The organism is Oscillatoria nigro-viridis PCC 7112, from assembly GCF_000317475.1.
GTDB lineage: Bacteria > Cyanobacteriota > Cyanobacteriia > Cyanobacteriales > Microcoleaceae > Microcoleus > Microcoleus nigroviridis.
In genome coordinates this window covers 5,838,406-5,861,398 of sequence record NC_019729.1, presented here as the reverse complement: position 1 = coordinate 5,861,398, position 22,993 = coordinate 5,838,406, and the positions used below count along the sequence as shown (strand labels likewise).

At 45.7% G+C, this 22,993-nt stretch carries 17 protein-coding genes; 8 read left to right on the top strand and 9 right to left on the bottom strand.

Features of this window, described 5'->3' with window-relative positions; translation table 11 throughout:
* Window positions 1-41: 41 nt before the first annotated feature.
* On the top strand, window positions 42-1,037 hold the full coding sequence (locus OSC7112_RS34730; protein ID WP_015178404.1) for a methyltransferase domain-containing protein: 996 nt from the start codon (window positions 42-44) through the stop codon (window positions 1,035-1,037).
* Window positions 1,038-1,051: 14 nt separating this feature from the next.
* Here the strand turns inward: OSC7112_RS34730 and OSC7112_RS34725 are convergent, their stop codons facing one another.
* The 6 genes from OSC7112_RS34725 to nadD form a co-directional block, all read right to left on the bottom strand.
* Window positions 1,052-5,071: a tetratricopeptide repeat protein gene (locus OSC7112_RS34725; RefSeq protein ID WP_015178403.1), complete on the bottom strand. Its 4,020-nt coding sequence runs from the start codon at window positions 5,069-5,071 to the stop codon at window positions 1,052-1,054.
* 95 nt (window positions 5,072-5,166) lie between these two features.
* A complete protein-coding gene (locus tag OSC7112_RS24390) occupies window positions 5,167-6,162 on the bottom strand; it encodes an STELLO glycosyltransferase family protein (RefSeq protein ID WP_041622720.1) in 996 nt (331 codons plus the stop codon).
* A 204-nt stretch (window positions 6,163-6,366) separates the two neighbouring features.
* Window positions 6,367-6,606, bottom strand: a complete 240-nt coding sequence (locus tag OSC7112_RS41250) for a DUF5678 domain-containing protein (RefSeq protein ID WP_015178401.1) — start codon at window positions 6,604-6,606, stop codon at window positions 6,367-6,369.
* A gap of 22 nt (window positions 6,607-6,628) precedes the next feature.
* Window positions 6,629-7,582, bottom strand: a complete 954-nt coding sequence (locus OSC7112_RS24380; protein ID WP_015178400.1) for a GDP-mannose 4,6-dehydratase — start codon at window positions 7,580-7,582, stop codon at window positions 6,629-6,631.
* A gap of 670 nt (window positions 7,583-8,252) precedes the next feature.
* On the bottom strand, window positions 8,253-9,272 hold the full coding sequence (locus OSC7112_RS24375; RefSeq protein ID WP_015178398.1) for a type I glyceraldehyde-3-phosphate dehydrogenase: 1,020 nt from the start codon (window positions 9,270-9,272) through the stop codon (window positions 8,253-8,255).
* Between the two features lie 190 nt (window positions 9,273-9,462).
* Window positions 9,463-10,179, bottom strand: a complete 717-nt coding sequence (gene nadD, locus OSC7112_RS24370) for a nicotinate (nicotinamide) nucleotide adenylyltransferase (RefSeq protein WP_015178397.1) — start codon at window positions 10,177-10,179, stop codon at window positions 9,463-9,465.
* A gap of 1,218 nt (window positions 10,180-11,397) precedes the next feature.
* Here nadD and murC point away from each other — a divergent pair.
* The 4 genes from murC (at window position 11,398) to OSC7112_RS24345 (ending at window position 15,299) form a co-directional block, all read left to right on the top strand.
* On the top strand, window positions 11,398-12,954 hold the full coding sequence (murC, locus tag OSC7112_RS24360) for a UDP-N-acetylmuramate--L-alanine ligase (protein WP_015178394.1): 1,557 nt from the start codon (window positions 11,398-11,400) through the stop codon (window positions 12,952-12,954).
* A gap of 150 nt (window positions 12,955-13,104) precedes the next feature.
* Window positions 13,105-14,061, top strand: coding sequence for a UDP-N-acetylmuramate dehydrogenase (gene murB / locus OSC7112_RS24355; protein WP_015178393.1), 957 nt, complete (start codon window positions 13,105-13,107; stop codon window positions 14,059-14,061).
* Between the two features lie 62 nt (window positions 14,062-14,123).
* Window positions 14,124-14,474 carry a YbaB/EbfC family nucleoid-associated protein gene (locus tag OSC7112_RS24350; protein WP_015178392.1) on the top strand — a complete coding sequence of 117 codons (351 nt, stop codon included), beginning with the start codon at window positions 14,124-14,126 and terminating at the stop codon, window positions 14,472-14,474.
* 324 nt (window positions 14,475-14,798) lie between these two features.
* Window positions 14,799-15,299, top strand: coding sequence for a low molecular weight protein-tyrosine-phosphatase (locus tag OSC7112_RS24345; protein WP_015178391.1), 501 nt, complete (start codon window positions 14,799-14,801; stop codon window positions 15,297-15,299).
* Between the two features lies 1 nt (window position 15,300).
* On the opposite strand, the gene OSC7112_RS24340 is transcribed toward OSC7112_RS24345, so the two are convergent.
* The 3 genes from OSC7112_RS24340 to OSC7112_RS24330 all read right to left on the bottom strand — a co-directional run bounded on the left by OSC7112_RS24340 (window position 15,301) and on the right by OSC7112_RS24330 (window position 19,150).
* Entirely contained in the window at window positions 15,301-16,701 is a 1,401-nt protein-coding gene (locus tag OSC7112_RS24340; protein ID WP_015178390.1) for an MptA/MptB family glycosyltransferase, read from the bottom strand.
* A gap of 58 nt (window positions 16,702-16,759) precedes the next feature.
* The gene (locus OSC7112_RS24335; protein WP_015178389.1) at window positions 16,760-17,494 is read right to left on the bottom strand and encodes a response regulator transcription factor; all 735 of its coding nucleotides are present in this window, start codon (window positions 17,492-17,494) and stop codon (window positions 16,760-16,762) included.
* Window positions 17,495-17,557: 63 nt separating this feature from the next.
* On the bottom strand, window positions 17,558-19,150 hold the full coding sequence (locus OSC7112_RS24330) for a glucose-6-phosphate isomerase (RefSeq protein ID WP_015178388.1): 1,593 nt from the start codon (window positions 19,148-19,150) through the stop codon (window positions 17,558-17,560).
* 463 nt (window positions 19,151-19,613) lie between these two features.
* On the opposite strand from OSC7112_RS24330, the gene dusB reads away from it, so the two are divergent.
* From dusB to OSC7112_RS24315, 3 genes are all read left to right on the top strand, one after another.
* Window positions 19,614-20,627: a tRNA dihydrouridine synthase DusB gene (gene dusB, locus OSC7112_RS24325; protein WP_015178387.1), complete on the top strand. Its 1,014-nt coding sequence runs from the start codon at window positions 19,614-19,616 to the stop codon at window positions 20,625-20,627.
* A gap of 196 nt (window positions 20,628-20,823) precedes the next feature.
* On the top strand, window positions 20,824-21,744 hold the full coding sequence (gene argF, locus OSC7112_RS24320) for an ornithine carbamoyltransferase (RefSeq protein WP_015178386.1): 921 nt from the start codon (window positions 20,824-20,826) through the stop codon (window positions 21,742-21,744).
* Window positions 21,745-21,990: 246 nt separating this feature from the next.
* Window positions 21,991-22,956, top strand: coding sequence for a threo-3-hydroxy-L-aspartate ammonia-lyase (locus tag OSC7112_RS24315; protein WP_015178385.1), 966 nt, complete (start codon window positions 21,991-21,993; stop codon window positions 22,954-22,956).
* The last annotated feature ends 37 nt before the right edge of the window (window positions 22,957-22,993 follow it).

Sequence of the window (22,993 nt, the reverse complement as noted above, 5' to 3'; positions counted from 1 at the left end):
CCTGTGAAAATAAGGTTATGTTATAAATTTATGGCAATTTTATGGCAATCTTAGAACAAAACGAAAACTTAATATTGGCGATCGACCATTCGTGGTCTGATGACTGCGGACTCGGAATCCAAGGATGGATTGTGGGCAAAAAAGAAGGTGTTCTCGATGAAGTAGTAGTTGGTGCGGGTGATACCTTCGTCCCCATCTCCGCTTGGTATCCTCGCCCAGACGTAGCCGCAGCCTACCCGCAATACAATCCCAACCCCAACTGCGGCTTCATTGTCTACCTACCTCGGATTGCAAAACATCAACTTACTTTCCAGGCGAAAGCTCAAGGTATAACCTACAGCAAAAATGTAACCTTTGCCGGGTCGCAGCCGTCACTATACGATTTGGCAACCTTCACCAATGACGACGACGGTATTTTCCTTGATTTTATCAACCTGGTTAATAACAATAATCTCCGGGTTCTAGAAATTGGTTCTCGAATCGTAAGTCCCGGCACCAGCAGCAAAAGATCTTTATTTTCAGGTGCAGCATCATACACTGGGTTTGATTACTACCCAGACGCCAACACAGATGTAGTTGGGGATGCTCACAAACTCTCTCAATACTTCAGCAGCCAGAAGTTTGATGCCATCTTTTCCACATCTGTATTTGAACACTTAGCAATGCCTTGGGTAGTAGCAATGGAAATTAATAAGTTGCTAGCAGTAGGTGGAATAACCTTCCACACTACCCACTTTGCCTGGCCTCTTCACGAGACACCTTGGGACTTCTGGCGCTTCTCTGACGAGGGTCTTAAAGTTTTATTTTCTCAGGCTCTAGGATTTGAAGTGATAAAATCTCACCTTTACGTTCCGTTACGAATGCACTTAGACACCATGATACAAGGTCAAGAAACACTAACAACTCAGGCCGCCTTTGGAGGAGTTGCCATACTTGCGAAAAAGGTAGCTGAAATTAATTCAGACAAATTTAGATGGGATGTAACGCTAACAGATATTTTGACATCAGAAAGCCATTACCCGAAGCCAAAAGCTTAACTTTTGGGATTGTCCTACTCTTCAACAACAGCCATAATTTTCCTTAATTTGTCCTGAGCCTCCGAAAAATTTGGGTTTAAATATATGGCACGACGGTAACATATGATCGCCCGATCTAGTTTCTGTTGTTCTACAAGTGTATTGCCTAAATAGAGATATTCCTCGGCCGTTGCCTTAGACGGTTCCAAAATCAGCGCCGCATACCAGCAATCAGCGGCATCCTCTGGCTTGCCAATTTGAGAAAAAACTCTAGCCAAGTTGCGGTAAAAACCAGCGAAATTCGGTTGAATAGCGATCGCTTTTTGGTAAGCCGCGATCGCTTCCGGCCACTGCTGCTGCTGCGCACAAACAGTTCCCAGGTTCGCTAAACCTTGGGCAAAATCCGGCTGGATTTCAATAGCCTGAGTATACCAACGCTTTGCCTCCTCAAATTCACCCTTAGCTTGGAAAACATTCCCTAAAGTCTTGCACCCCAAGGCAAATTTCGGTTGAATATCAAGAGCTTGCTTGCAAACACTAACTGCCTCGTCGAGTTTACCTTCCGCTAAAAAAGATTCTGCCAATTCGCGGAGATTAATCGCAGCACTTTGATTTTGAGCCGGATCGGACTGCGGTGATTTAACTTCCCTTGTCAACTCCTTTACTATTTTATTAACTTCGCCGTCAAGGATTTTCCAATCAAAATCATAGTCGCAGTGAGCCCAGTGCGAAGCATCCAAATCCACAATGGACTCAACGGGTATAAAGACTGGCGGTACAGCATTTTCTCGAACATTTGCCCACCACCCCGAACTTTCAGAATGTACAGTGTTGCCGTGGGCCACCCCAGGCTTGTTAGCAAGCCACGTTACTAAGGTAAGTCCAGAACCGATTACCACTATGTAAACATCTACAGCATGAGCCCAAACAATTGTTTCATGAATAGCACAGTCAAGAGCATTATAAAACTTCACCGTAGGCGGCACGAGAGCTAAAATTTGCTCCACTGTATTTTTTTCAGTAGAAAAGCCATCAAACACAAGCCCCAGATTTGGATAATCTTGGTAGAGGTTATTGATTATATTGGCATATCCTTCTACCTGAGAACTCCATACTTTATTGTGGCTGCGAATATTAATCCACAGCAGCGGAAAATGTGTTTTCGCTTTTTCCACTTCTTGTAAAAAACTTTGAGAACACTTCTTGATAGAAGCTTCATATATGCGCTTAGCCAGTGGTTCCTTGACCACCATCTCAGTTAATCTGACGGCCATGTAGTGATTGTCCAAAATTGTTTTGAATAGACTCCACCTATCCGAAATCCGCACAATATCATTGGCTGGAATTTCTGGAAAGATATCGCCGACTTCTAAAAAATTACAATCCCTAATTAAGTATTTATCTACTTTCGGGAATGTCCCATTTTCATATAAATGTTGAATTCCTGTAAGGTCGTTCCAGAAATAGTGGCCTAAATTGTTCAGCCAACCAACAACAGCCGCTACCTCTCTTTTGCTTTCTTTCGATGATATGTAAGATTGAAATTCCCGCCAAAAACTAACAGCACCGCTTTTCAACTCATTCACAACCCCCGGATAGTCCGTCGAAAGAGGATCGTTATAGAACCTCACAATTAGTTCAAACTTGGGGAAATAGACACCAAGTCTGACACCGTGATGGCACCCAAACATTAAATAAAATGTTTCCCCGCCTGCGAAACGATAAATACCTGTTGGCAGAAAATTGAATAGCTGAACGTAGAATGATTGATTAGACCTGAGAATCTTGCCAGTTACAGGACAAATTGAGTAGATATAACCTGTATCTACTATACTTTGCTGGTAATCGACGCCTGAAAAAGTCTTTGTAACTTTTTGTCCTAAATCAGTTGTCTGCTCGCAGCCCAAACTGTTGATGTAGATTGATTGCAGTGCAGCACTGTCTTGTTTCATTAATTCCAGATTCGCTAAAGACAATCCTGCATTTTCCAGATATATTATGTCATCATCAGTTAATGATTCCAATATGATATTTTTGTAGTGGCAAGTCTTGCTAAAATATTGATAAGCCGTTTCTGGTTCTATCTGGGTTTGGTAATAAGGGTTCGTTTCGTCCAGCGGGCTTAGTTTATTTAATCCCTTCCATATCTGCTCGTAGATTTCCCCTGCACTGGGTTGCTTCTGCGGTGCTTTCTGGAAACAAGCTAGAGCTTCCTCGATCCCACCTTGTTCTGCATGGCGGATAGCTAAGTTATGGTAAGCTCTAGCAAGGATTCCCTGCAATTCTGAGTAGGCTTGTGTCTGATCGGGCTGGATTTCTAAAGCTTTTTGGTAGCACGAAAGTGCTGCATCGAGTTGATTTTGCTGTGCTAAGAGCATCCCTAAATTGAAGTAGTCCGTTCCCTGCGAGCGCTTCGATACAGCGTGTTGGTAAGCAGCGATCGCACCCTCTCTATAGTCAGGATTCAATTCAGCAGCACGACTGCAAGCTGCAAGAGCTTTATCTAGTTTATCTGCTTCTTGCAAGAGAGTATTGCCTAAATTTAAGTAGTAAGAATCTGCGGAGTTTTCCCTAGGCTGGTATACTAAGCTGAGTTCTATAAAATTCAATGAAAACGTTACCCCAGTTGCCAAAAACCTAAATTCTGTCTGCTTAGCATCTATTAACTCTACAAAAAATTCAAGTTGCTTCTGGCTGGTACAAACATCAGTTTTATACCAAACACAATTTCCAGCTTCTGTCACTACGTCAAATTTGAATCCGACAGTTTCTGAATTTTCCATTCCTTGTTGAGCGCTTAATTCAGGAAACTCAAAGCCAACACAAACTCGGTACAACCCGTCATGAAAGCTCAGGTAAGGGCCGTAAAATACAAAACCTTCATTCCCTGCCAAACTCGTAATCTGGGGCGGACATTCTTGAGCAATTTTTTGCCCTGAAATGATGTTTAACTGCTCTGGTTCTATTCGGAAAGATGTTATTGTTGCTAAGCTATCTAAAAAACACTTTTGAGAAAAGTCGGGTTTAAGTTTAAAAATATGGCGGCAAGCTGCGATCGCGTCCTCCCAATCGCCCTGTTTCCCCAAACTTTCACTTAGTTTGCAGTAAAACTCCCAATGGGGATAAAGTTCAATTGCACGGCGGTAGGCAACGCTTGCTTCCTCCCACTTTCCCTGAGAATAGTGGACTTCTGCCAGTTGGCAATGACCCATAGCCTCATCACGGTTGCTTTCTACAATCCTTTGATCGTCAGCCAGCATTTGCTCTCCTTTACTACTTTGAATATTAAACCAAATTTCTTCGCTGCTTTTGAGATTGTTAACACAAAAACTTTTTTCTATTTTGTAGTTTTTTCTCGGAGGTTCAACAACTAATACCTCCATTTCTAAAGCGGTCTGGAAATCTTTAAAATACGAAGTGACTAGCTCATTATCTTGAAAAATATTTTCTTTCAGCCAAATTTCCTTCTGTATAATATCGCTCGCACTACCTTTCGGATAAGGGCGGTGTTTCACTTGTGTTACTTTTACATGGTTGAACTGCCAAACTTTTTCGTGATAACAAACACCAGCCATATGTATTAAAATTAGCTGCGACAAAAGCCATGATTCCTCATCAAATTTTTCCAGATAAGGTAACAAAACGTTGTCAGCCACTACATCGCGATGAAAAGCATTGAAGACCGCATCAAAGGCATATACTATTTGTACTTCTACAGAATCGTCAAATTTTGTTGGATAAAATGTTACTTGGGGTGTTGCTATCCCAGGCTGATATTCGAGCAATAATGCTTCAAAAATTCTCCAATCACCCGCAACAAATTCAATATCATCATCTAGAAAAATGTAATATAAATAATCCCCCTGTAATTGTTTAGCTGCTTCTAGCAGTTTATTTCTGCCTTGCGTCCAGGTGCTATTAGGAAAATAAATATCTCCCGGTCTTGGATGTTTCCAAGACAAATACAATACATCTGCATTTTCATGATTAATGTTACTGTAATGAGAGGGTAACTCTCCATCGGTTTGAACTAAATACAAAAACTTCTTAGTCATTTTTTTAAATTGTTGATTTATTTAATACTTGCAATTGAACCTTGAGCGACTGTGCAGTCAATCGCTCAATTCAGTAGATTTTTTATTGCTAAGGACTACACATATTTTTTAACTTCCTCAATCCACAATTCACACAGACGAACCTCTATCTCGCCTAGAAAACCATTTCGATTGAGATAAGCATACATCTCTATCATTAACTCGCAAGCATCGCTAGCATCACTTGTAAAATTCTCCAGTAAGTCAATTAAATTGTGAACCTGAGTATACAAAGGAATTTCTTCACTAAAATCTTTCATCAGGTTGTGTTCATTTCTCAACTGATACACTGAAGGCGATAGAAATAGAACACTGGAGTTCATGCACCATAAAAGCCGCTGGGCAATGTAGCTTTTCCAGATATCGGTAACACGACTGCTCACACCAATAGGCAGCAGCATTAGAGGAAAAGCTTGCTTGTCAAATAAAGTATTCTGCGTATTGAAAGGACTATAACACCCGGGCGACAGTGACAACTTTTTATGCGGTTCAAACTTAATATTTTCATCACCAACCGTCAAACGATAGATAGCATCTACATCGGGGTCTAAGTCTGCTAGCCCTTGCTGGACGTAACAAGTAACCTCTTTTTCTGTTGCCAGATTCTCATCGACAAAACTATTAACTTTGTCAAGTGGCAAGCCTCTGGGCCATATTTTTTTACTGGTAAAGTAAGAATAGACATTAACAGCACCTTTAACGTCTACCGCTGGAGTCTTAACCAGGGAAGGGAGGAAATTGGGATACTTGTCATCATAGGGAATATTGTCGTCGTCTGTTTCCGCGATCGCTTCTGCACCCATACGCATAGCATACAAGTATCCTAAATTCTTGCGGGAGTAATGATTCATAGGAATCAGAGAAGCTAGCTCGCCAAACTCTTCGCATTGCTGCTCTACATTAAAGTATTCCGCCCCCGGCAAGTCAAAATCTCTAGGAGTTTTTTTATCCCCAACTACAATAATTTTCCACCCTAAATCTAGCAAAATATCTCTGTATTTAAAAAGAGCAGCAGTTGGTTTATTAATTGTTGTTATAACTAATGATTTCACGGATAAAACCTCAAAATTTTTATAGAACTTAAACATTACCCATCCTTGCCTAGACTATCATCCGCACCACCTCCTGCATCTTAATAGTCTGCTTCCGCTCTGAACTTTATCACAAAATACCACCAAAGGCAAACAAATTCTACCTTTTTTGTCCAGTAATTTTTCAATACTTAAAAAGAATGCTCTCCTCAGCGTGTTTGAATTTTATATCAAACTGACAGGATAAAACCTCACAGGCTCAACAAACTCGCTTTCATATATACGATCGAGCACATAACCCAATTTAGGTATATCAGCCGTAATCCTGTCCTTCATCTTTCGATAATCCCGATCGCAACTAATCACCCCTCGGTTAGTATAAGCTATCCCCTCGCCTCGATATTTTTTTAAATCACGGTGATTAGCCTGATACCACTCATTAGCCCTTGGATATTCTGCCTCCATATTTTCACCCCATACTTTTCCCTCAAACCATCCTCGCTTCCACCATCATCCGCACCACATCTGGCATTTTATACTTCGCTTCCCATCCCAACTTTTGCTTCGCCTTACCCGGATTTCCCCTCCCAACTGCAATCTCCGTCGGTCTGTAGAGACTCGCATCTGTTACTAAATGTTCCTGCCAATCCAAACCCGCAGAAACAAACGCTGTCTGCACAAACTCCTCCAAAGGATAGCTTACACCCGTGGCAATTACATAATCGTCCGGTTCTTCTTGCTGCAACATCAAATACATCGCCTCTACATATTCCGGCGCCCAACCCCAGTCCCGCTGCACTGAAATATTTCCCAAATGCAGTTTTTCGGAACTACCCGCAGCAATTCGGCACACAACAGATACAATTTTTTGGGTGACGAACCTCTCCGGCCGCAGTGGCGACTCGTGATTGAACAGAATACCAGAACACGCAAACAAATTGTACGCTTCCCGATAATTCGCTACTTCCCAAAATGCCGTTGCTTTCGCCACCGCGTAAGGACTTCTGGGGCGAAAAGGCGTATTTTCATCGGCTGGATTGCCTCGGGTATCCCCAAAACATTCGCTAGAACTGGCATTGTAAAGTTTAATTTTACCGCCTGTAAACCGAATTGCTTCTAAGAGATTCAATGTGCCTGTAGCGATGCTTTCGAGGGTTTCTACGGGTTGTTCAAAAGACAGAGCGACGGAACTTTGACCTGCTAGATTGTACACTTCATCTGGCTCTATTTTAGCAAGCACTTGCAAGACGCTGCGAAAATCGTTGAGAGACATGGATTCTAGTTTTACTCTGTCTCGGATGCCCAAACGGGTCAGGTTTCCGAAACTAGACATTTGGGCGTCCCTGGAGGTGCCGCACACTTCATAACCTCGATCGAGCAAAAGTTTAGCTAAATAAGCTCCGTCCTGACCTGATATACCGCTAATTAACGCTTTTTTCATATCAGATTTTGCTGGGAAAACTACACGGTAGCTGTTGCTATTTTTTCATGTTTTTAACTTTTATAGTCAGAATTTTTATTTGTTTAATATTTGGGATTTTCCGAGAATTTAACTAAAGCAATTTTAAACGCTTACTACAAACAACAAATTTATCATCAAGCAGACCCGAAAGCCCGATCGAAGTATGATTGCAAAAAGTTCGATCGATAGCTGGGAGTAGCAGCATAAGCATATCCTAGGGACACGGCACTGCCGTCTCCCACAGATATAGGGTAGGGACACCGCACTGCCCATAGGTGTCAACTTAACGTACCACCGATAGTCCGGCAAGGGTTGAAACCCCTGCCTCAAAGCTAAAGTCCTCGCTATGAGGACTAAAAAACTCATTAGTCCTCATAGCGAGGACTTTAGCTATAAGCCCCGTGGAATTCATTCCCTGGCGGACTAACGGGTGGGCGGGAGGACTGGTGGACACAAAGCTTAAGTTGACACCATTGCCCACTGCCGTCTCCCTACCATATTTCATCTCCTACCCGCCAACTATCGACTGCCAAAAGTCTCTAGCGCTCGAAAACAGAAATAACCCGTCAGCTAGAAATCGACTCACAAGTACAAACAGGTCAGCATTTTTACCTTCTGCCGAATGACTAAAGCCTTCTGCCTTCGGGTACTAGGCTTCCCAACGTTCGGCGACCAATTCAGCCAAGTCAACCACCCGCTGACTGTAGCCCCACTCATTGTCGTACCAAGCCAACAGCTTCACCATGTCGCCATCCATCACCAACGTCAAGCTGGAATCCAGAATCGAAGAAGCATCACTTCCGCGATAGTCGCATGAAACTAAAGGCAAATCGTTGTATTCCAAAATCCCTTTCATGGAGCCAGAGGCAGCTTCTTTGAACACTTGATTTACTTGCTCGGTAAAAGTCTTTTTCTCTACCTGAGCCACAAAATCGACTACGGACACATTGGGAGTCGGCACCCGCATGGCGATACCGTTTAACTTGCCCTTCAATTCTGGAATCACCAAAGCCACAGCTTGGGCTGCTCCGGTAGAAGTCGGCACAATATTCATTGCTGCCGCCCGGGCCCGCCGCAAGTCGCGGTGGCTGGCATCCAGCAAGCGCTGGTCGCCAGTATAGCTGTGAGTAGTGGTCATCATGCCTTTGATGATGCCAAAATTTTCGTGCAGCACCTTCAGTACGGGAGCCAGACAGTTGGTGGTACAGCTAGCATTGCTGATGACTGTGTAGTCACTGTGCTTGTAGGTGTCGTCGTTGACTCCCATCACATAAGTGCCAACTTCAGAACCCTTGCCGGGAGCGGTAATTAGCACTTTTTTAGCGCCGGCAGTGATATGCTTCGATGCACCAGCTTGGTCAACGAAGACGCCGGTCGCTTCAATAATCAGATCAATACCCCAATCTTTCCAAGGCAAGTTTAGCGGGTTGCGATCGCTCACGCATTTAACTGTCTTCCCATTTAGAGTAATGGAATTTTCATCCGCACTGATGTCCACATTCTTCAACGTTCCCATCATGGAATCGTATCTGAGCAAGTGAGCATTACTTCTGGGATCGGAAGTGTCATTAATAGCTACCAACTCTAGCTGGCTGTTTTCTCTGCCCAGCCAGCAGCGCGCAAAACTGCGTCCAATACGTCCAAAACCATTGATCGCGACTCTAATCACCTTGTACCTCCTAATGATGGCAGCCTCTAGCTCAGGCTTAAATTTTGGAAAAATTTAAGAATTGACTTATGAGACAAGATCATATCGCAAAGGTCGATCCTTTCTAACTTTTTGTGTCGATCAAAAAAGCTTGAACTTTTCTAGAAGGCTGAAATTGCAAGGCAGAAGGCATTAGGCTTTCTGCCGCTGGTTACTGGTAAAGCTGATGGGCTGCAATATAAGTCCCGACAACTTCCGGGACTAAGTAGCGGAGGTCGATCCTTTCGGCGCAGCAGCGGCGGATGTGGCTCGACGAAATCTCGATCGCCGCCATCGACAGCACCTCCCAGCGAATTTCCACGTCCAAAAGAGCCATTTGTTCGGCAACTCGCCGGCCCACAGCATTTGCCTGAACCTGCATCCTGTCGCCCGCGGCATCAAGGGGTTTTCCACCCGGACTATCTCCCCACTCGGACAGTCCCCCAATCTCCCCGCTTTCTGCTGTCACTCGATCTCCCTGAGTCGGACGCGGGGCCACCAACCAGTCGCACAACCGGGCAATTTCGCCGCACCGGTGCCATTTGGGGAGAGTAAGGAGTGCGTCACTGCCAATAATCCAGTACCAGCGACGATCGCCGGGATACAATTTTTGCAAATACAGCAGGGTGTCGATCGCAAAAGAACTCTCGGAGGGATTTGCCTCCGGTGGCGAAATTAGGAAGTCTGGGCGATCGGCGATCGCCAAAGCGAGCATTTCCCGCCGCTGCTCAAAACTTGCCAAATCCGGGCGCCACTTGTGAGGAGGAGAGCGATCCGGTACCCAAATGACTCGATCGAGAGCAAATTGACTCGCAGCCGTCTCGGCTACCAACACGTGACCCCAGTGAACCGGGTCAAAAGTCCCCCCCAAAATCGCTATTTTCCCCATATTTCCCCAAAATCAGGATTAATACAGACATCGCGCCAATTTTATGTTTGTACGCTTTTAACCATAAGCTCGTTTATTAGAAAACTCTCGCTTCACAACAGACATCGCGCCAATTTTATGTTTATACACTTTTAACCATAAGCTCGTTTATTAGAAAACCCTCGCTTCACATCGGCGATCAACCCCTGGACGACTCTAGTTTCGACGATCGTCCTGGACGCTGAAACCGGTTTTTTCAACCCCCTTAATTCGTTCAAACCTTCAATAAGACTTAAAAAACCCGGTTCTGAGCGTCGGAGTGGGTTCGGGACTGGATGATTAACCTTGCCAATATTAATCCCAACTTGTTTTGAGTGCGCGATCGACCCCCTGAGCATTCGTTGGTCGGCGACCGAAAAAGTTTTGAGGGTAGATATACTTAGCGCAGTGGTAAAAATTTTAAGGGCTGCCAAGAGGGTCGATCGGCTTCTCTATCAAACCAATGATTTGGTTTGATCGATGGCTTCGCGACTATTTCGACTAACTGCATAACTTGTATATATACAAGAAAGTAAGAATATAGCATTTCTCAGTAACATGAGGTGCTCGTAGGGCATGGGGCATGGGGCATGGGGCATGGGGCATGGGGCATCGGGCATGGGGCATCGGGCATCGGCCAAATAGGGCATCGGCCAAATAGGGCATCGGCCAAATAGGGCATAGGACTCGCCCCATACCTCACAACGCTTGAAAATCGCTATACATACTATAGTTACGGTCGTGTCAATCTCTGACTTTCAAGAAAAAATGACCGTACGAGTAGATAAATGACTATAAAAGGAGCGAAATTTTGTGGTTCGTGGTAGTGTTTGTAAATCCTTATGGGTTTTACCCTCAATCTTGGTAGAAAGGTTGTGGGGCTTTTGCTGCCGTATCCAAGCACAGCAGGCGGATCGAAATAGAAAGAATGCAGGAGTATGCAAGCACCCAAAATTAGTCTATTGGCACAGACCCCAGACCCCGTTTTCTCTGACCTGCAATTTTCGAGCTGTGACTGTTCCGGAAAACTACTCGGTACTAAGTCATATAGGATACAAGACAAACATCTCTACAAGTCCCTCAAATCTAGGGACGCGCAGAGAATTTTGTACAAAATATCTAGCGAACTGTATCCGGAAAAAACAATTCTTGATATGATATCGCGTGTTATTGGCGTGGTGTGGTGTGTGAGGAGCAAAGATGCCGAGTTCTGTTGATTTTAGCGGTAAACCATTTCATTTCATCGGCATTGGTGGGATTGGGATGTCAGCCCTTGCCTACATTCTAGCTAAACGCAAGTTGCCTGTGTACGGCTCCGACATTAAATCGAGTCACATAACCGAGCGCTTGCAAGGAATGGGAGCTCATATTTTTTGGAGTCAAGACGCCAGCAATTTTGAACTATTTCAAACGGCCCTTAACGGTAGCAATCCCGACTGCGGGCAACAGGAAAGGGCCGTATCCTCGGCAGTGGCGGGTACGGTAGGGACTTCGGTTGCGACAGCCAAAGCTCTGCAATTGAACGGCAACGGTTCAAGCGCCCAAGCAATTCCGGGATTGCCTCAAGTAGTATGTTCGACGGCTATTCACCCAGCCAATGCCGAATATCGAGCAGCTTTAGATTTGGGCTGTCCGATTTTTCATCGATCGGATGTGTTGGCAGCGTTAATTCAAGATTACCAAAGCATAGCCGTAGCCGGGACTCACGGCAAAACTACTACTAGCAGCTTAATCGGTTTCATGCTGATGGCAGCAGGTCTAGACCCGACCATCGTAGTAGGAGGCGAAGTAAATGCTTGGGAAGGCAATGCCCGTTTGGGGGAAGGCCACTACTTAGTGGCAGAGGCTGATGAGTCCGACGGTTCTCTCGTTAAGCTGGTAGCCAAAATTGGCATAGTGACGAATGTCGAACTGGATCATCCAGACCATTACGATACCCTCGACCAGGTAATAGACACATTTAAGGTGTTTGCCCAAAACTGTCAAACCTTGGTGGGCTGCATAGACGACCAAATCGTCAAAGACTGCCTTCACCCTCATGTCAGTTATAGCTTGCAGCCGGACAGCGGTGCTGACTACACGGCTTCGGACGTGGAGTACGGGGCCGAAAGCACCAAGGCCCGGATTTGGGAGCGAGGAGCTTTCCTGGGGGAAATGGAGTTGAAGTTGTTGGGCACACACAATCTCAGCAATGCACTAGCTGCGGTAGCAGTGGGCCGATTGTTGGGGTTAGAGTTTTCGGCGATTGCCAAAGCGATTGCTGGCTTTGAAGGAGCTCGCCGCCGTTTTGAGGTGCGGGGTTTTCACAATGACATCCTGTTTGTGGACGACTACGCCCACCATCCTAGCGAAATTCGTGTCACCTTGGCCGCGGCTCGCTTGCGTATCGAAGGTAGCGAAAAAAATCCCAGATCCCGAAGAGTGGTTGCAATTTTTCAACCCCACCGTTACAGCCGGACTCTGACATTTTTGCCAGAATTTGCTCAATCTTTTGGGGATGCTGATTTGGTTGTGGCTTGCGATATTTATAGTGCTGGGGAACCGAATTTAGGAGAGATTAGCGGGCAGCAGGTTGCTGATTTGATTGCTAAAGAAGGCGGAAAGGTTGAGTTTGCGCCTTCCCTGGAGTCAGTCACTCAGTTTTTAACCAAAAATCTGCAACCGGGGGATTTGGCTCTGTTTTTGGGCGCTGGTAATCTGAATCAGATTATTCCAGAAGTTATGGCTTTTTATCAACAAGCCGATCGCCCCGATTAGCTCGCGAACTGAGTAGAGTCGATCGACATTATGGCGTTGCACGTCGTGCCGAAACTTCCGTCGGGCGGCTCGCTCAAAGGGGCGACATAAGTTAGCTAAATGGATTTTAAACCACGTCTTCGAGCGAAGGTATTTTTAAGGATTTTCAAGATGGTGACTATCTCGAATGACTCCTCTGTTAAGGACAATCGGCGAGTGTATTCTCCTATTTCTTTGCGGGGAACTGATTGCAAGATTAACTCCCAAGTTTCCCTGGCGGGGCTGACTTCCTTCCGAGTCGGCGGCCCGGCCGAGTGGTACGTTGCTCCCCGCAGTATGGAGGCTTTGCAAGCGAGTTTTGCCTGGGCACACGATGAAGGGGTGCCGGTGACTCTGCTGGGTGCCGGTTCTAATTTGTTGGTGAGCGATCGGGGTTTGTCCGGTTTGGTCGTCGGCACTCGCTACCTCAAACAGGTGAATTTTAATGCAGAAACAGGTCAACTTACAGCGGGGGCTGGGGAGTCAATTCCCCGCCTCGCTTGGTTGGCGGCTAAACGGGGCTGGAAAGGCCTAGAATGGGCCGTCGGCATACCGGGTACCGTGGGAGGGGCTGTGGTGATGAATGCAGGCGCTCACAGAGGCTGTACTGCTGATATTCTGGTCAACGCTCGCGTCCTATCCCCTGGCGGCAAGGTGGAAATTCTGACTCCCCAAGAGTTGGAGTACCGCTACCGGACTTCGGTGCTGCAAGGGGGCGATCGGCTAGTAACAGAAGCGACTTTCCAATTACAGCCGGGATTCGACCGATCGCAAGTAATGGCAGAAACTAATGACCATTTCAGCCAGCGGCGGACAACTCAACCTTACCACTTACCGAGCTGCGGCTCAGTCTTCCGCAACCCCGGCCCCAAGACGGCAGGTTGGTTCATCGAACAAGCGGGACTGAAGGGATATCAGATCGGCGGGGCACAAGTAGCTCAGCGCCATGCTAATTTTATTCTTAACTGCGGGTCGGCAACGGCCAATGATATTTTTCAAGTGATCCGCCACGTTCAACAGCAAGTCGAGCAGCGGTGGTCGCTGTTGTTGGAGCCAGAAGTTAGAATACTGGGAGAGTTTCCCTTCTAAGGCATCATTGAAGTAATACGGAAACGGCAGACTGCCAGCCCACACACCATCACAAAGTAGTTATGACGAAATCAGGACAAGGATTTGGCTTCGGCCTGGGAAAAATGAAAGAACTGACTGAAGCTTTCAAAAAAGCTCAGCAGGTTCAAGAAGGAGCTAAAAAGCTCCAAGAAGAGTTGGATGTCATGGAAATTGAGGGAACTGCCGGCGGCGGCTTGGTCAAGGTTTTTCTCAGCGGCAACCAAGAACCCCGCCGCGTGGAAATCTCGCCGGATGCCCTCGGTGAAGGTGCTGAGGTGGTTTCTGAACTCGTCACGGTGGCGATGCAGGATGCTTACGCTAAGTCTACGATGACGATGCGGGAGAAAATGGAAGAACTCACCGGTGGACTAAATCTCCCCGGTTTCGGTTAGTCATCAGCCATCAGTCAATAGTTGACTGTTGACTGTTGACTGTTGACTGATTAAACTTTCTGGAAAACCGCTATAGTAAGGTGCGTCGCTGCTCCATGTTCTATGGAACTTGTAGATTGACTCTGAAAGCGACGCACCCTAAAAATTAGCACGGTTGACTGTTGACTGACTAATAACATCTTTTCCGGTTACACCGGAATGATGTTGACTTTTGACGCCGTGAACAGTCAACCGTCAACGCCGTGAACTCGAATTTACTATTCCGATGCTAACGGATTTGATATAGCTAATAACTAATAACTAATAACTAATAATTACTAACTAATGACTAAATTATTATTTGTCTGCCTCGGAAATATCTGCCGATCGCCCTCAGCAGAAAATATTATGAATCACTTAATTGAACAAGCTGGTTTGAGCGATCGCATCACCTGCGATTCGGCGGGAACTGCTAGCTATCACGTTGGCAGCCCCCCTGACAGGCGGATGGCATTGGCGGCGCGGAAGCGAGACATTGAATTGCTAGGTGAAGCCCGCCAATTTACCAGGAAAGATTTTGAAAATTTTGATTTGATTCTGGCCATGGATCGGGACAATTATCGCAATATTCTTGCCCTGGACCCGGCTGGAAAGTATAAAGATAAAGTGCGGCTGATGTGCGATTTTTGCCAGAAATACGACCTTAAAGAAGTGCCAGATCCTTACTACGGTGGCCCGGAGGGATTCGATCGAGTAATTGATTTGCTGCTGGACGCTTCCGAGGGTTTGTTGGAGTACGTTGTCAGTCTAAAAAAATTAACAGTTGGCGGTCAGCAATCAATTTAAATTAAAACAGTGCCTTTTTCCGCCCGAATATTAGCAATGCTGTAGGGGGGACAACGCTAACAAAACTCGTAACTAGGGATATCACAGTTGTTCCCGATCCCGCTCCCAAAATGAGACTGGGTGACAAAGAAAAAGTTAAACTTGTCAATACAAAATGGGGAGAATTGATACTCAAAGCAGCAATTGGCAGCAAAATAGATGGATACCAAGGCATTAGCCAAGGTGTAGCAAACAAAAACAAAGTGAGAGTCGTCCATCCAATATCTGATACCAAATTAATTTCCGAATATTTTTTGCGGAATAATAATTTAATTAACGTCCCTGTATAGTAAACAATCCAGCTTAAATACGCAAAATATTTGAGGAATGATAGAATACTTTCCCTAGTTTCAACACTTACATTTGGCCAAAAATTCAGAAATAAATTGAGAGCATGGTGAAAAGATCGAGCTGTCGCTCCGGCGGTTGCCGGATTTAACACACTTCTCCAAGCTGAAACTGTTGGCATAAATGTATAAGTTATCACGGCGACAATTAATAAAGAAAGCAAGACAGATGCTGCTAAATCTCTCCACCGACGCTCCTTGCATAGGAAAGCAAAAACTAAAGGCAACCAAATTATAGGTAAAGTTTTTACTAGAAAACCCACCCAAATTGCTAAAATTGCAAAAACATAACGTTGGTAATAAATACATCCTATTAAAACGATCGATGTATTAGCAACTAAAACGTCAAGGTGAGCGTTAGTTATTTGTTCGTTCAATAGCATGGGATTGACTAAATATGCCATTGTTATGAGGTGACGGTTTTCATAACTTGTTAGCAACCGCCAAATTAAATAAGCATTGAGCGCGTGTACCAAGACGCAGATGATTTTAAAAATATAAACTGCTAGTAAAGGGCTAATTGGTAAAGCCAATGCTGATACCCAAAAAAATAATAGAGAAACTGGGCCGTAGGTAGAAGTCTGCAACCAGTGGAGAAAGGGAGATAAGTTAGAAACGAAGGTGTCGGAACTATTAAGATAAGGATTGATGTTATGTAAGCTCATCGCTCCGTAATGCAAGTACGTATAAATGTCACTGCTTTGGGGATAAGCTATGAGCGCAAGTCCCAGAAAGGGGATTGCATACTTACAAATGTCTAGAAAGCTGGAACTTGTCTGCTTTTTTTGAATTAACCAGATAATATATGTAACTGTTGCTATCAAGTAGGAACCGTTAATTATAAGTCGGATGAGACTGAAACCACTTGTAGGGAAATCGTTATAATTTTCTCCACCCTGTAAAACGCTGTAATACTTGGTGATTCCCATTGATGTCATGGCAATACAGAAAATTATGGAAGCTGCTAGTGCGGCAGCATATAGAATTTTCTGATTTTTTAAGTAATTGTTGACCATGATGTTATTTGTTGAGCGGGGTAAGTGCAGGTAATTTTCTTGCCGAGAGCGTTGGCGGTTATCTGACTAAATGGTGTTCCATCGCAAAGCGAACGAGTTCTGCTCGGTTGTTGCTGTCAGTTTTTCTGAACAAGCTGCTGACGTGCTTTTCGATAGTTCGAGGGCTGAGGTTGAGTCGGGAGCCTATTTGAATATTAGAAAGACCTTCTGTCAGCAAATCTAGCACTTGTCGCTCTCGCTGAGTCAAAGTCGGAGCATTTTGGCTGGGAGATGCCCGTGAAGCGGAGCTATCCCGTAGGGAATCGCCTGTGTTTGACTTTTGAGTTAAAAAATCTGCTTCTGGCTTGTCATTGGCTCTGCTGCGTGCCTCTGTTGGCGTTGGTTCGAGTTCGGGGGTACGAGAGGGGGCCTGAGCGATTAGAGCGTAGCGATCGAGCAAAGAGCGAATAACCGCCCCCAATTCCTGGAGTTCAAAAGGCTTAGCCAGATAATTGTCGCACCCCATCTGATAGCCGCGAATCCGTTCCTCTGTGCTCGTGCGTTCCGTCAAAAAAATCACCGGCAGCAAGCGGAAAGCGGGACGAGTCCGAACTCGCCGCACGAAGTCGTAGCCATCCATCTCAGGCATTGTAATGTCGGTAACAATCAAGTGCGGCTGAAATTCATCTACCAAACCTAAAGCTTGTTTGCCGTTCTCAGCAGCGATTACAGAGTATCCGGTAATTTCTAGATAATCGGTAATTGACAAGCGAGTCGCGAAATCGTCGTCAGCAACCAGAATCGTTAATGGCATGGGGGAATTAAAAATTAAACATTAAAAGTGACTAATTTCACTTTTAATGTTTAATTCTACTGTTTAATTCTCTTGATAACTTGCAGTTAAAGTAGCCGGTTGTCCTAATTTGCCCTCCAAAGCTACGCCGCGCCCGTTGGCTGCCAAATGCCGCAGAGTTTTGTAAATTGTCTCGATTTGCTCTGGCCTTCCTGCTTTTTTTGCTAGTTCTGCTACAGACAGAGGTTTTTGGGCATCTTTGAGCACTTGCAGTACCCGTTGCTGCAAATCCAATACAGCAGCGGCCGCTTTTTTGCCTGCTTCGACGCCCGGTTGGTGATAGGCATTGACATTCACCAAGGAACCGTAAAAACCTACGGCTCTTTCGTAGAGGGCGATTAATGCTCCTACTGTCTCCGGGTTGACTTGGGGAATTGTGACAGTAATGGAATCTCGGTGATTTTCGTACAAAGCTTGTCGAGTTCCCTGCAACAAACCAGACAAATAATCTCCCGAAGTGACCCCGGTTTCTACTTCTGGGGAAATGCCTTGCCTGTCTTGCAAAACTTCGATAAATGTTAGGAAGAAATTCGGCACGCCGTCTCGCAGTTGCTGGACGTAGGCGTGTTGGTCGGTGGTGCCTTTGTTGCCGTAAACTGCGATTCCTTGATGAACTGTGTTGCCGTCTAAATCTTGCTCTTTGCCTAGAGATTCCATGACTAATTGCTGCAAGTAGCGGCTGAACAATAGCAGTGAATCTTTATACGGCAAAACTACCATATCTTTCTCGCCACGTCCGTTGCAAGCAAAATACCAGGACATTGCTAACAAGGCGGCGGGATTATCTTTGATTTCGGTGGTTCTGGTAGCTTCGTCCATGACTTTAGCGCCGTCGAGCATCGCCCGAATGTCGATGCCTTGCAAAGCTGCTGGCAAAAGTCCGACTGCTGACAATTCGGAAGTGCGTCCTCCCACCCAATCTGCCATTGGAAAAGTGGTAATCCAGCCTTCGGATTTGGCTAATTTGTCTAGTTGGCTGTCAACTCCGGTGATGGCAATTGCTTGTTTGGCAAAATCCAGTTTTTGCGCGGCGAAGGCTTTTTGAACTTCGATCATCCCGTTGCGGGGTTCGGGGGTGCCGCCGGATTTGGAGATAGTAATTACTAGGGTGCTGGCGAGTTTGTCTTTGATTTTGTTAAGGATTCGATCGATCCCAGCCGGATCTGTGTTGTCGATAAAATGAATTGCTAGGGGAGGAATGTCTGGGGATAAAGCTTCGGCGACAAATTGGGGGCCTAGGGCGGAACCGCCGATGCCGATCGAAATTATGTCGGTAAATTGCGGAGCAAAGGGCGGTTTAATATCGCGGTTTTGAATTTTTTTGACAAATTCTTCGACTTGTGCTATGCCTGCGACTATTTCTTGTTTTAATTCTGGAGTGGGAGCTAAATCGGGGTTTCGCAGCCAGTAGTGGCCCACCATGCGGTTTTCGTCGGGATTGGCGATCGCACCTGCTTCCAAAGCTGCCATGTCTTTGAAAGCTTTGTCAAATTTGGGCTTCAGTGCTGCTGCGAAAGCGTCGTCGAATCCCATGCGGCTGATATCGAGGTAAAGTCCCAATCCAGAGTGATAGTAAAGCCAGTCTTGATAGCGTTGCCAGAGTGCTGCGGCGTCCATAGGAATTCTCTACAATTTTTTTAATGTTCGATCGGCGTCGTCAGGAATCCACCAATTGTAGTTTAAAACGATCTGATGTACGGCTTTTGCAGAATCCCAATAAATTTAAGCATTAATCGTCTGAAGGCAGCCGGAGCATTCGGCAGCCAGAGCATTCGGTAGAATTAAACAAGAAAAATATGACTTGGGCAACACTCTTAGTAGGTAGATCCCCCATTAATGGCCGCACCCCATAGATAGAGGGAAGTGGCACAGAGATTTAACTGCGGTCGGGGTTGCCCTTTGGGATCTCGTTTCACAATATTCAAATTCGGGCGATCGGCATCTGTAAAATAGGCATTGCGGTCAGGTTAAATATACTTTTAGCTTCAACTCAATCATCGGCTAAAAATATAATTAACAACTATCAACTATCGGAAGTGTAGTATAATATACAGATATTAGAATTAAAGTACGATCCACTATGCTTGCTCTATCTCCCGAATTAAAAGAAAGGTTAGCAACTCCGCTTAAAATCGGCGATTTTGAAGTTAAAAGTCGCGTCCTGCAATCGCCCTTATCCGGCGTTACCGATTTGGTATTTCGCCGCCTGGTGCGCCGCTACGCGCCGGATTCGATGATGTACACGGAAATGGTGAACGCTACGGGTTTGCACTACGTGAAGCAACTGCCGAGAATTATGGAAGTTGACCCGAACGAGCGTCCGATTAGCATTCAATTGTTTGACTGCCGGCCGGATTTCTTGGCAGAAGCGGCGCAGAAAGCAGTGGCAGAAGGAGCGGATACTGTTGATATTAATATGGGCTGTCCGGTCAACAAAATTACTAAAAACGGCGGCGGTTCTTCCCTGCTGCGAGATCCGGAAACGGCCGAGGCAATTGTGCGGGCTGTTGTGGAAGCGGTAGATGTTCCTGTCACGGTTAAAACTCGGATCGGTTGGACTGACAAAGAAATTAATATTTTGGAATTTGCCAAGCGGATGGAAGATGCGGGAGCAAAAATGATTACCGTGCACGGCCGCACTCGATCGCAAGGTTACACCGGCCCGGCAAAATGGGAGTGGATTCGCCGAGTGAAAGAAGTTTTATCGATTCCAGTTATTGCTAACGGGGATATTTTTTCAGTGGAAGCAGCGATGCGATGTCTGGAAGAAACCGGCGCCGATGGAGTGATGTGTTCGCGGGGAACTTTGGGCTATCCTTTTTTGGTTGGAGAAGTTGATTATTTCTTGAAAACTGGTGTGGAAAAGATAGCTCCGACACCAATTGAACGGCTCGAATGTGCTAAGGAACATTTGCGGGCTTTGTGGGAATATAAAGGTGAAAGCGGTGTCTCCCAAGCGCGCAAGCACTTAACCTGGTATGCTAAGGGTTTCCCCGGCGCTGGGGAATTGCGGGGCGTGTTGGCTGTGGTAGAAACGGTTGAACAAGGTTGCGATTCGATCGATCGCGCGATCGAGCAATTGCCCGCAAGTTGAAATAAACTTAGATATTGCACCATTGTTAATAAGCCTTTCACGGGCGGGCTCTCCTGCCCACCCCACAATAAAATCTAATCTTTGTGGAACAGGCATCTTGCCTGTTCTTGAAAATGGTGCAAGCCAAAATAAACAAAACCAGCCTCTGCAGGCTAAGATTTAAGACACAGTTAAAAATTTGTGTGTGGGGGAAAGCATGGATTCCTTAAAAGGGCGAGATTTATTAAGTCTGGCAGATTTAAGCATTGACGAATTAAATTATTTGCTAGATCTAGCAGCCAGTTTAAAATCGGGAATGGTCAAGCTGAAACGCAATAAAGTTCTCGGCTTGTTATTTTCCAAAGCTTCAACGCGAACGCGGGTAAGTTTTACGGTAGCAATGTATAAATTGGGAGGGCAAGTGATCGACCTCAATCCCAACGTTACACAAGTCAGCCGCGGCGAACCTTTGGTAGATACAGCCAGGGTTTTAGACAGATATTTAGACATTTTGGCGATTCGGACTTTCGAGCAAAAGGATTTAGCAACTTTTGCTAATTATGCGAAAATTCCTGTAATTAATGCGCTGACAGATGACGAACACCCATGCCAAGTGCTGGCGGATTTAATGACAGTAAAAGAGTGTTTTGGCAAGTTGAAAGGGGTGACTTTGACTTATTTGGGCGATGGCAATAATATGGCTAATTCGCTGATGTTGGGCTGTGCAATGACGGGAATGAATGTCAGAATTGCTTGCCCTCAAGATTTCCAGCCGAATGCTGAGATAGTGGAAAAAGCTAAGAATATTGCTAAGGGAAAAACAGAAGTTACTGTGACGGCGGACGCAGAAGCTGCTGTGAAGGATGCTCAAGTGATTTATACTGATGTTTGGGCGAGTATGGGACAGGAAGAGGAAGCAAAGCTCAGGATTCCTTTGTTTGAGCCATATCAGGTAAATGAACAATTGCTGAAGTTAGCAGATCGGAATGCAATTGTATTGCACTGTTTGCCCGCACACCGGGATGAAGAAATTACCGATGCAGTGATTGAAGGCAGTCAATCGCGCGTTTGGGATCAGGCAGAAAATCGGATGCACGCTCAGCAAGCTTTGCTCGCAAGCATTCTGGAAAGCGATTAGGAATAGAGAAGGGAAGAGAAGAATCGGCGGTTGAAACCGCGTCTAAACAAACGAAGAGAATAATCGTCCGACTGAATAATCAGAGAAAAGCCATTCTCTCTATCTCTATCTCTATCTCTTCTATTCTCTTTCTTTGCGCCCTCTGCGCCCTCTGTGGTTAGTAAAAATTTATAGTTGAATGGTACGAGTGAAGCGGGCAATGTCCATCCTACAAATAGAGTCCTCGATCGCCCCAATCTAAAATCTATGAGTGCCCACTTCTGTGCCCAAAATCCTTTATCAGTCTGTTTCGCGGATGTGGAGGCGGCGGCAAATCGCTTGCATGGCAAAGCTTTCAAGACGCCGGTGCTGACTTCGGAAACTTTCAACAAACGCACAAATTCTCAGGTATTTTTCAAGTGCGAGAACTTTCAGCGCACGGGTTCGTTTAAATTTCGGGGTGCTTGCAATGCTTTAATGCAGCTATCTGAAGCCGAAAAACAGCGGGGAGTGCTGACTTTTTCGTCGGGAAATCACGCGCAGGCGATCGCCCTTGCCGCACGGTTGCTAGAAATTCCTGCTACTGTTGTCATGCCGGCAGATGCGCCCAAAGTTAAGCAAGAAGCGACTCGCGGCTACGGTGCAGAGATTATTTTGTACGATCGCACTCAAGTTTCCCGCGAAGAGTTAACCGCTAAAATTGGCGCCGAGCGACACTTGACAATAATTCCTCCTTATGATGACGCGCGGGTGATTGCGGGACAAGGTACGGCGGCGCTGGAATTAATCGCAGAAGTTGGGGAGTTGGATTTGCTGTTAGTTTGTTGCGGTGGCGGGGGTTTGCTGTCGGGATGCGCGATCGCGGCAAAAACTTTGTCTCCGCAGTGTAAAGTAATGGGGGTAGAACCGGAGCAAGCAGACGATGCGGCGCGATCGTTCCGCACGAAAACGCTGCAAACTGTTACTAACCCGGATACGATTGCTGACGGTGCGCGCACGCCATCTTTGGGGAAATTAACTTTTCCTTTGGTACTGCATTATGTGGACGATATGGCAACAGTTTCCGAAGAGGCAATTCGCAGCACAATGTTTTTTATGTGGGAACGCATGAAGATAGTTGTTGAACCGACGGGAGTGTTAGCGGCGGCGGCTTTGCTGTCAGGTGTTGTGAAAGCAGAAAATGCGAGAGTTGGGGTAATTGTCAGCGGGGGAAATGTCGATTTTAGTCATTAGTTATTGGATATCGGAATGTTTTAACCGCAGAGAACGC

Bases quoted from the DNA above. Each gene is read 5' to 3' on its own strand.
- OSC7112_RS34730 (WP_015178404.1), top strand. From the start codon at position 42: ATGGCAATCTTAGAACAAAACGAAAACTTAATATTGGCGATCGACCAT.
- OSC7112_RS34725 (WP_015178403.1), bottom strand. From the start codon at position 5,071: ATGACTAAGAAGTTTTTGTATTTAGTTCAAACCGATGGAGAGTTACCC.
- OSC7112_RS41250 (WP_015178401.1), bottom strand. From the start codon at position 6,606: ATGGAGGCAGAATATCCAAGGGCTAATGAGTGGTATCAGGCTAATCAC.
- OSC7112_RS24380 (WP_015178400.1), bottom strand. From the start codon at position 7,582: ATGAAAAAAGCGTTAATTAGCGGTATATCAGGTCAGGACGGAGCTTAT.
- nadD (WP_015178397.1), bottom strand. From the start codon at position 10,179: ATGGGGAAAATAGCGATTTTGGGGGGGACTTTTGACCCGGTTCACTGG.
- murC (WP_015178394.1), top strand. From the start codon at position 11,398: ATGCCGAGTTCTGTTGATTTTAGCGGTAAACCATTTCATTTCATCGGC.
- murB (WP_015178393.1), top strand. From the start codon at position 13,105: ATGGTGACTATCTCGAATGACTCCTCTGTTAAGGACAATCGGCGAGTG.
- OSC7112_RS24350 (WP_015178392.1), top strand. From the start codon at position 14,124: ATGACGAAATCAGGACAAGGATTTGGCTTCGGCCTGGGAAAAATGAAA.
- OSC7112_RS24345 (WP_015178391.1), top strand. From the start codon at position 14,799: ATGACTAAATTATTATTTGTCTGCCTCGGAAATATCTGCCGATCGCCC.
- OSC7112_RS24340 (WP_015178390.1), bottom strand. From the start codon at position 16,701: ATGGTCAACAATTACTTAAAAAATCAGAAAATTCTATATGCTGCCGCA.
- OSC7112_RS24335 (WP_015178389.1), bottom strand. From the start codon at position 17,494: ATGCCATTAACGATTCTGGTTGCTGACGACGATTTCGCGACTCGCTTG.
- OSC7112_RS24330 (WP_015178388.1), bottom strand. From the start codon at position 19,150: ATGGACGCCGCAGCACTCTGGCAACGCTATCAAGACTGGCTTTACTAT.
- dusB (WP_015178387.1), top strand. From the start codon at position 19,614: ATGCTTGCTCTATCTCCCGAATTAAAAGAAAGGTTAGCAACTCCGCTT.
- argF (WP_015178386.1), top strand. From the start codon at position 20,824: ATGGATTCCTTAAAAGGGCGAGATTTATTAAGTCTGGCAGATTTAAGC.
- OSC7112_RS24315 (WP_015178385.1), top strand. From the start codon at position 21,991: ATGAGTGCCCACTTCTGTGCCCAAAATCCTTTATCAGTCTGTTTCGCG.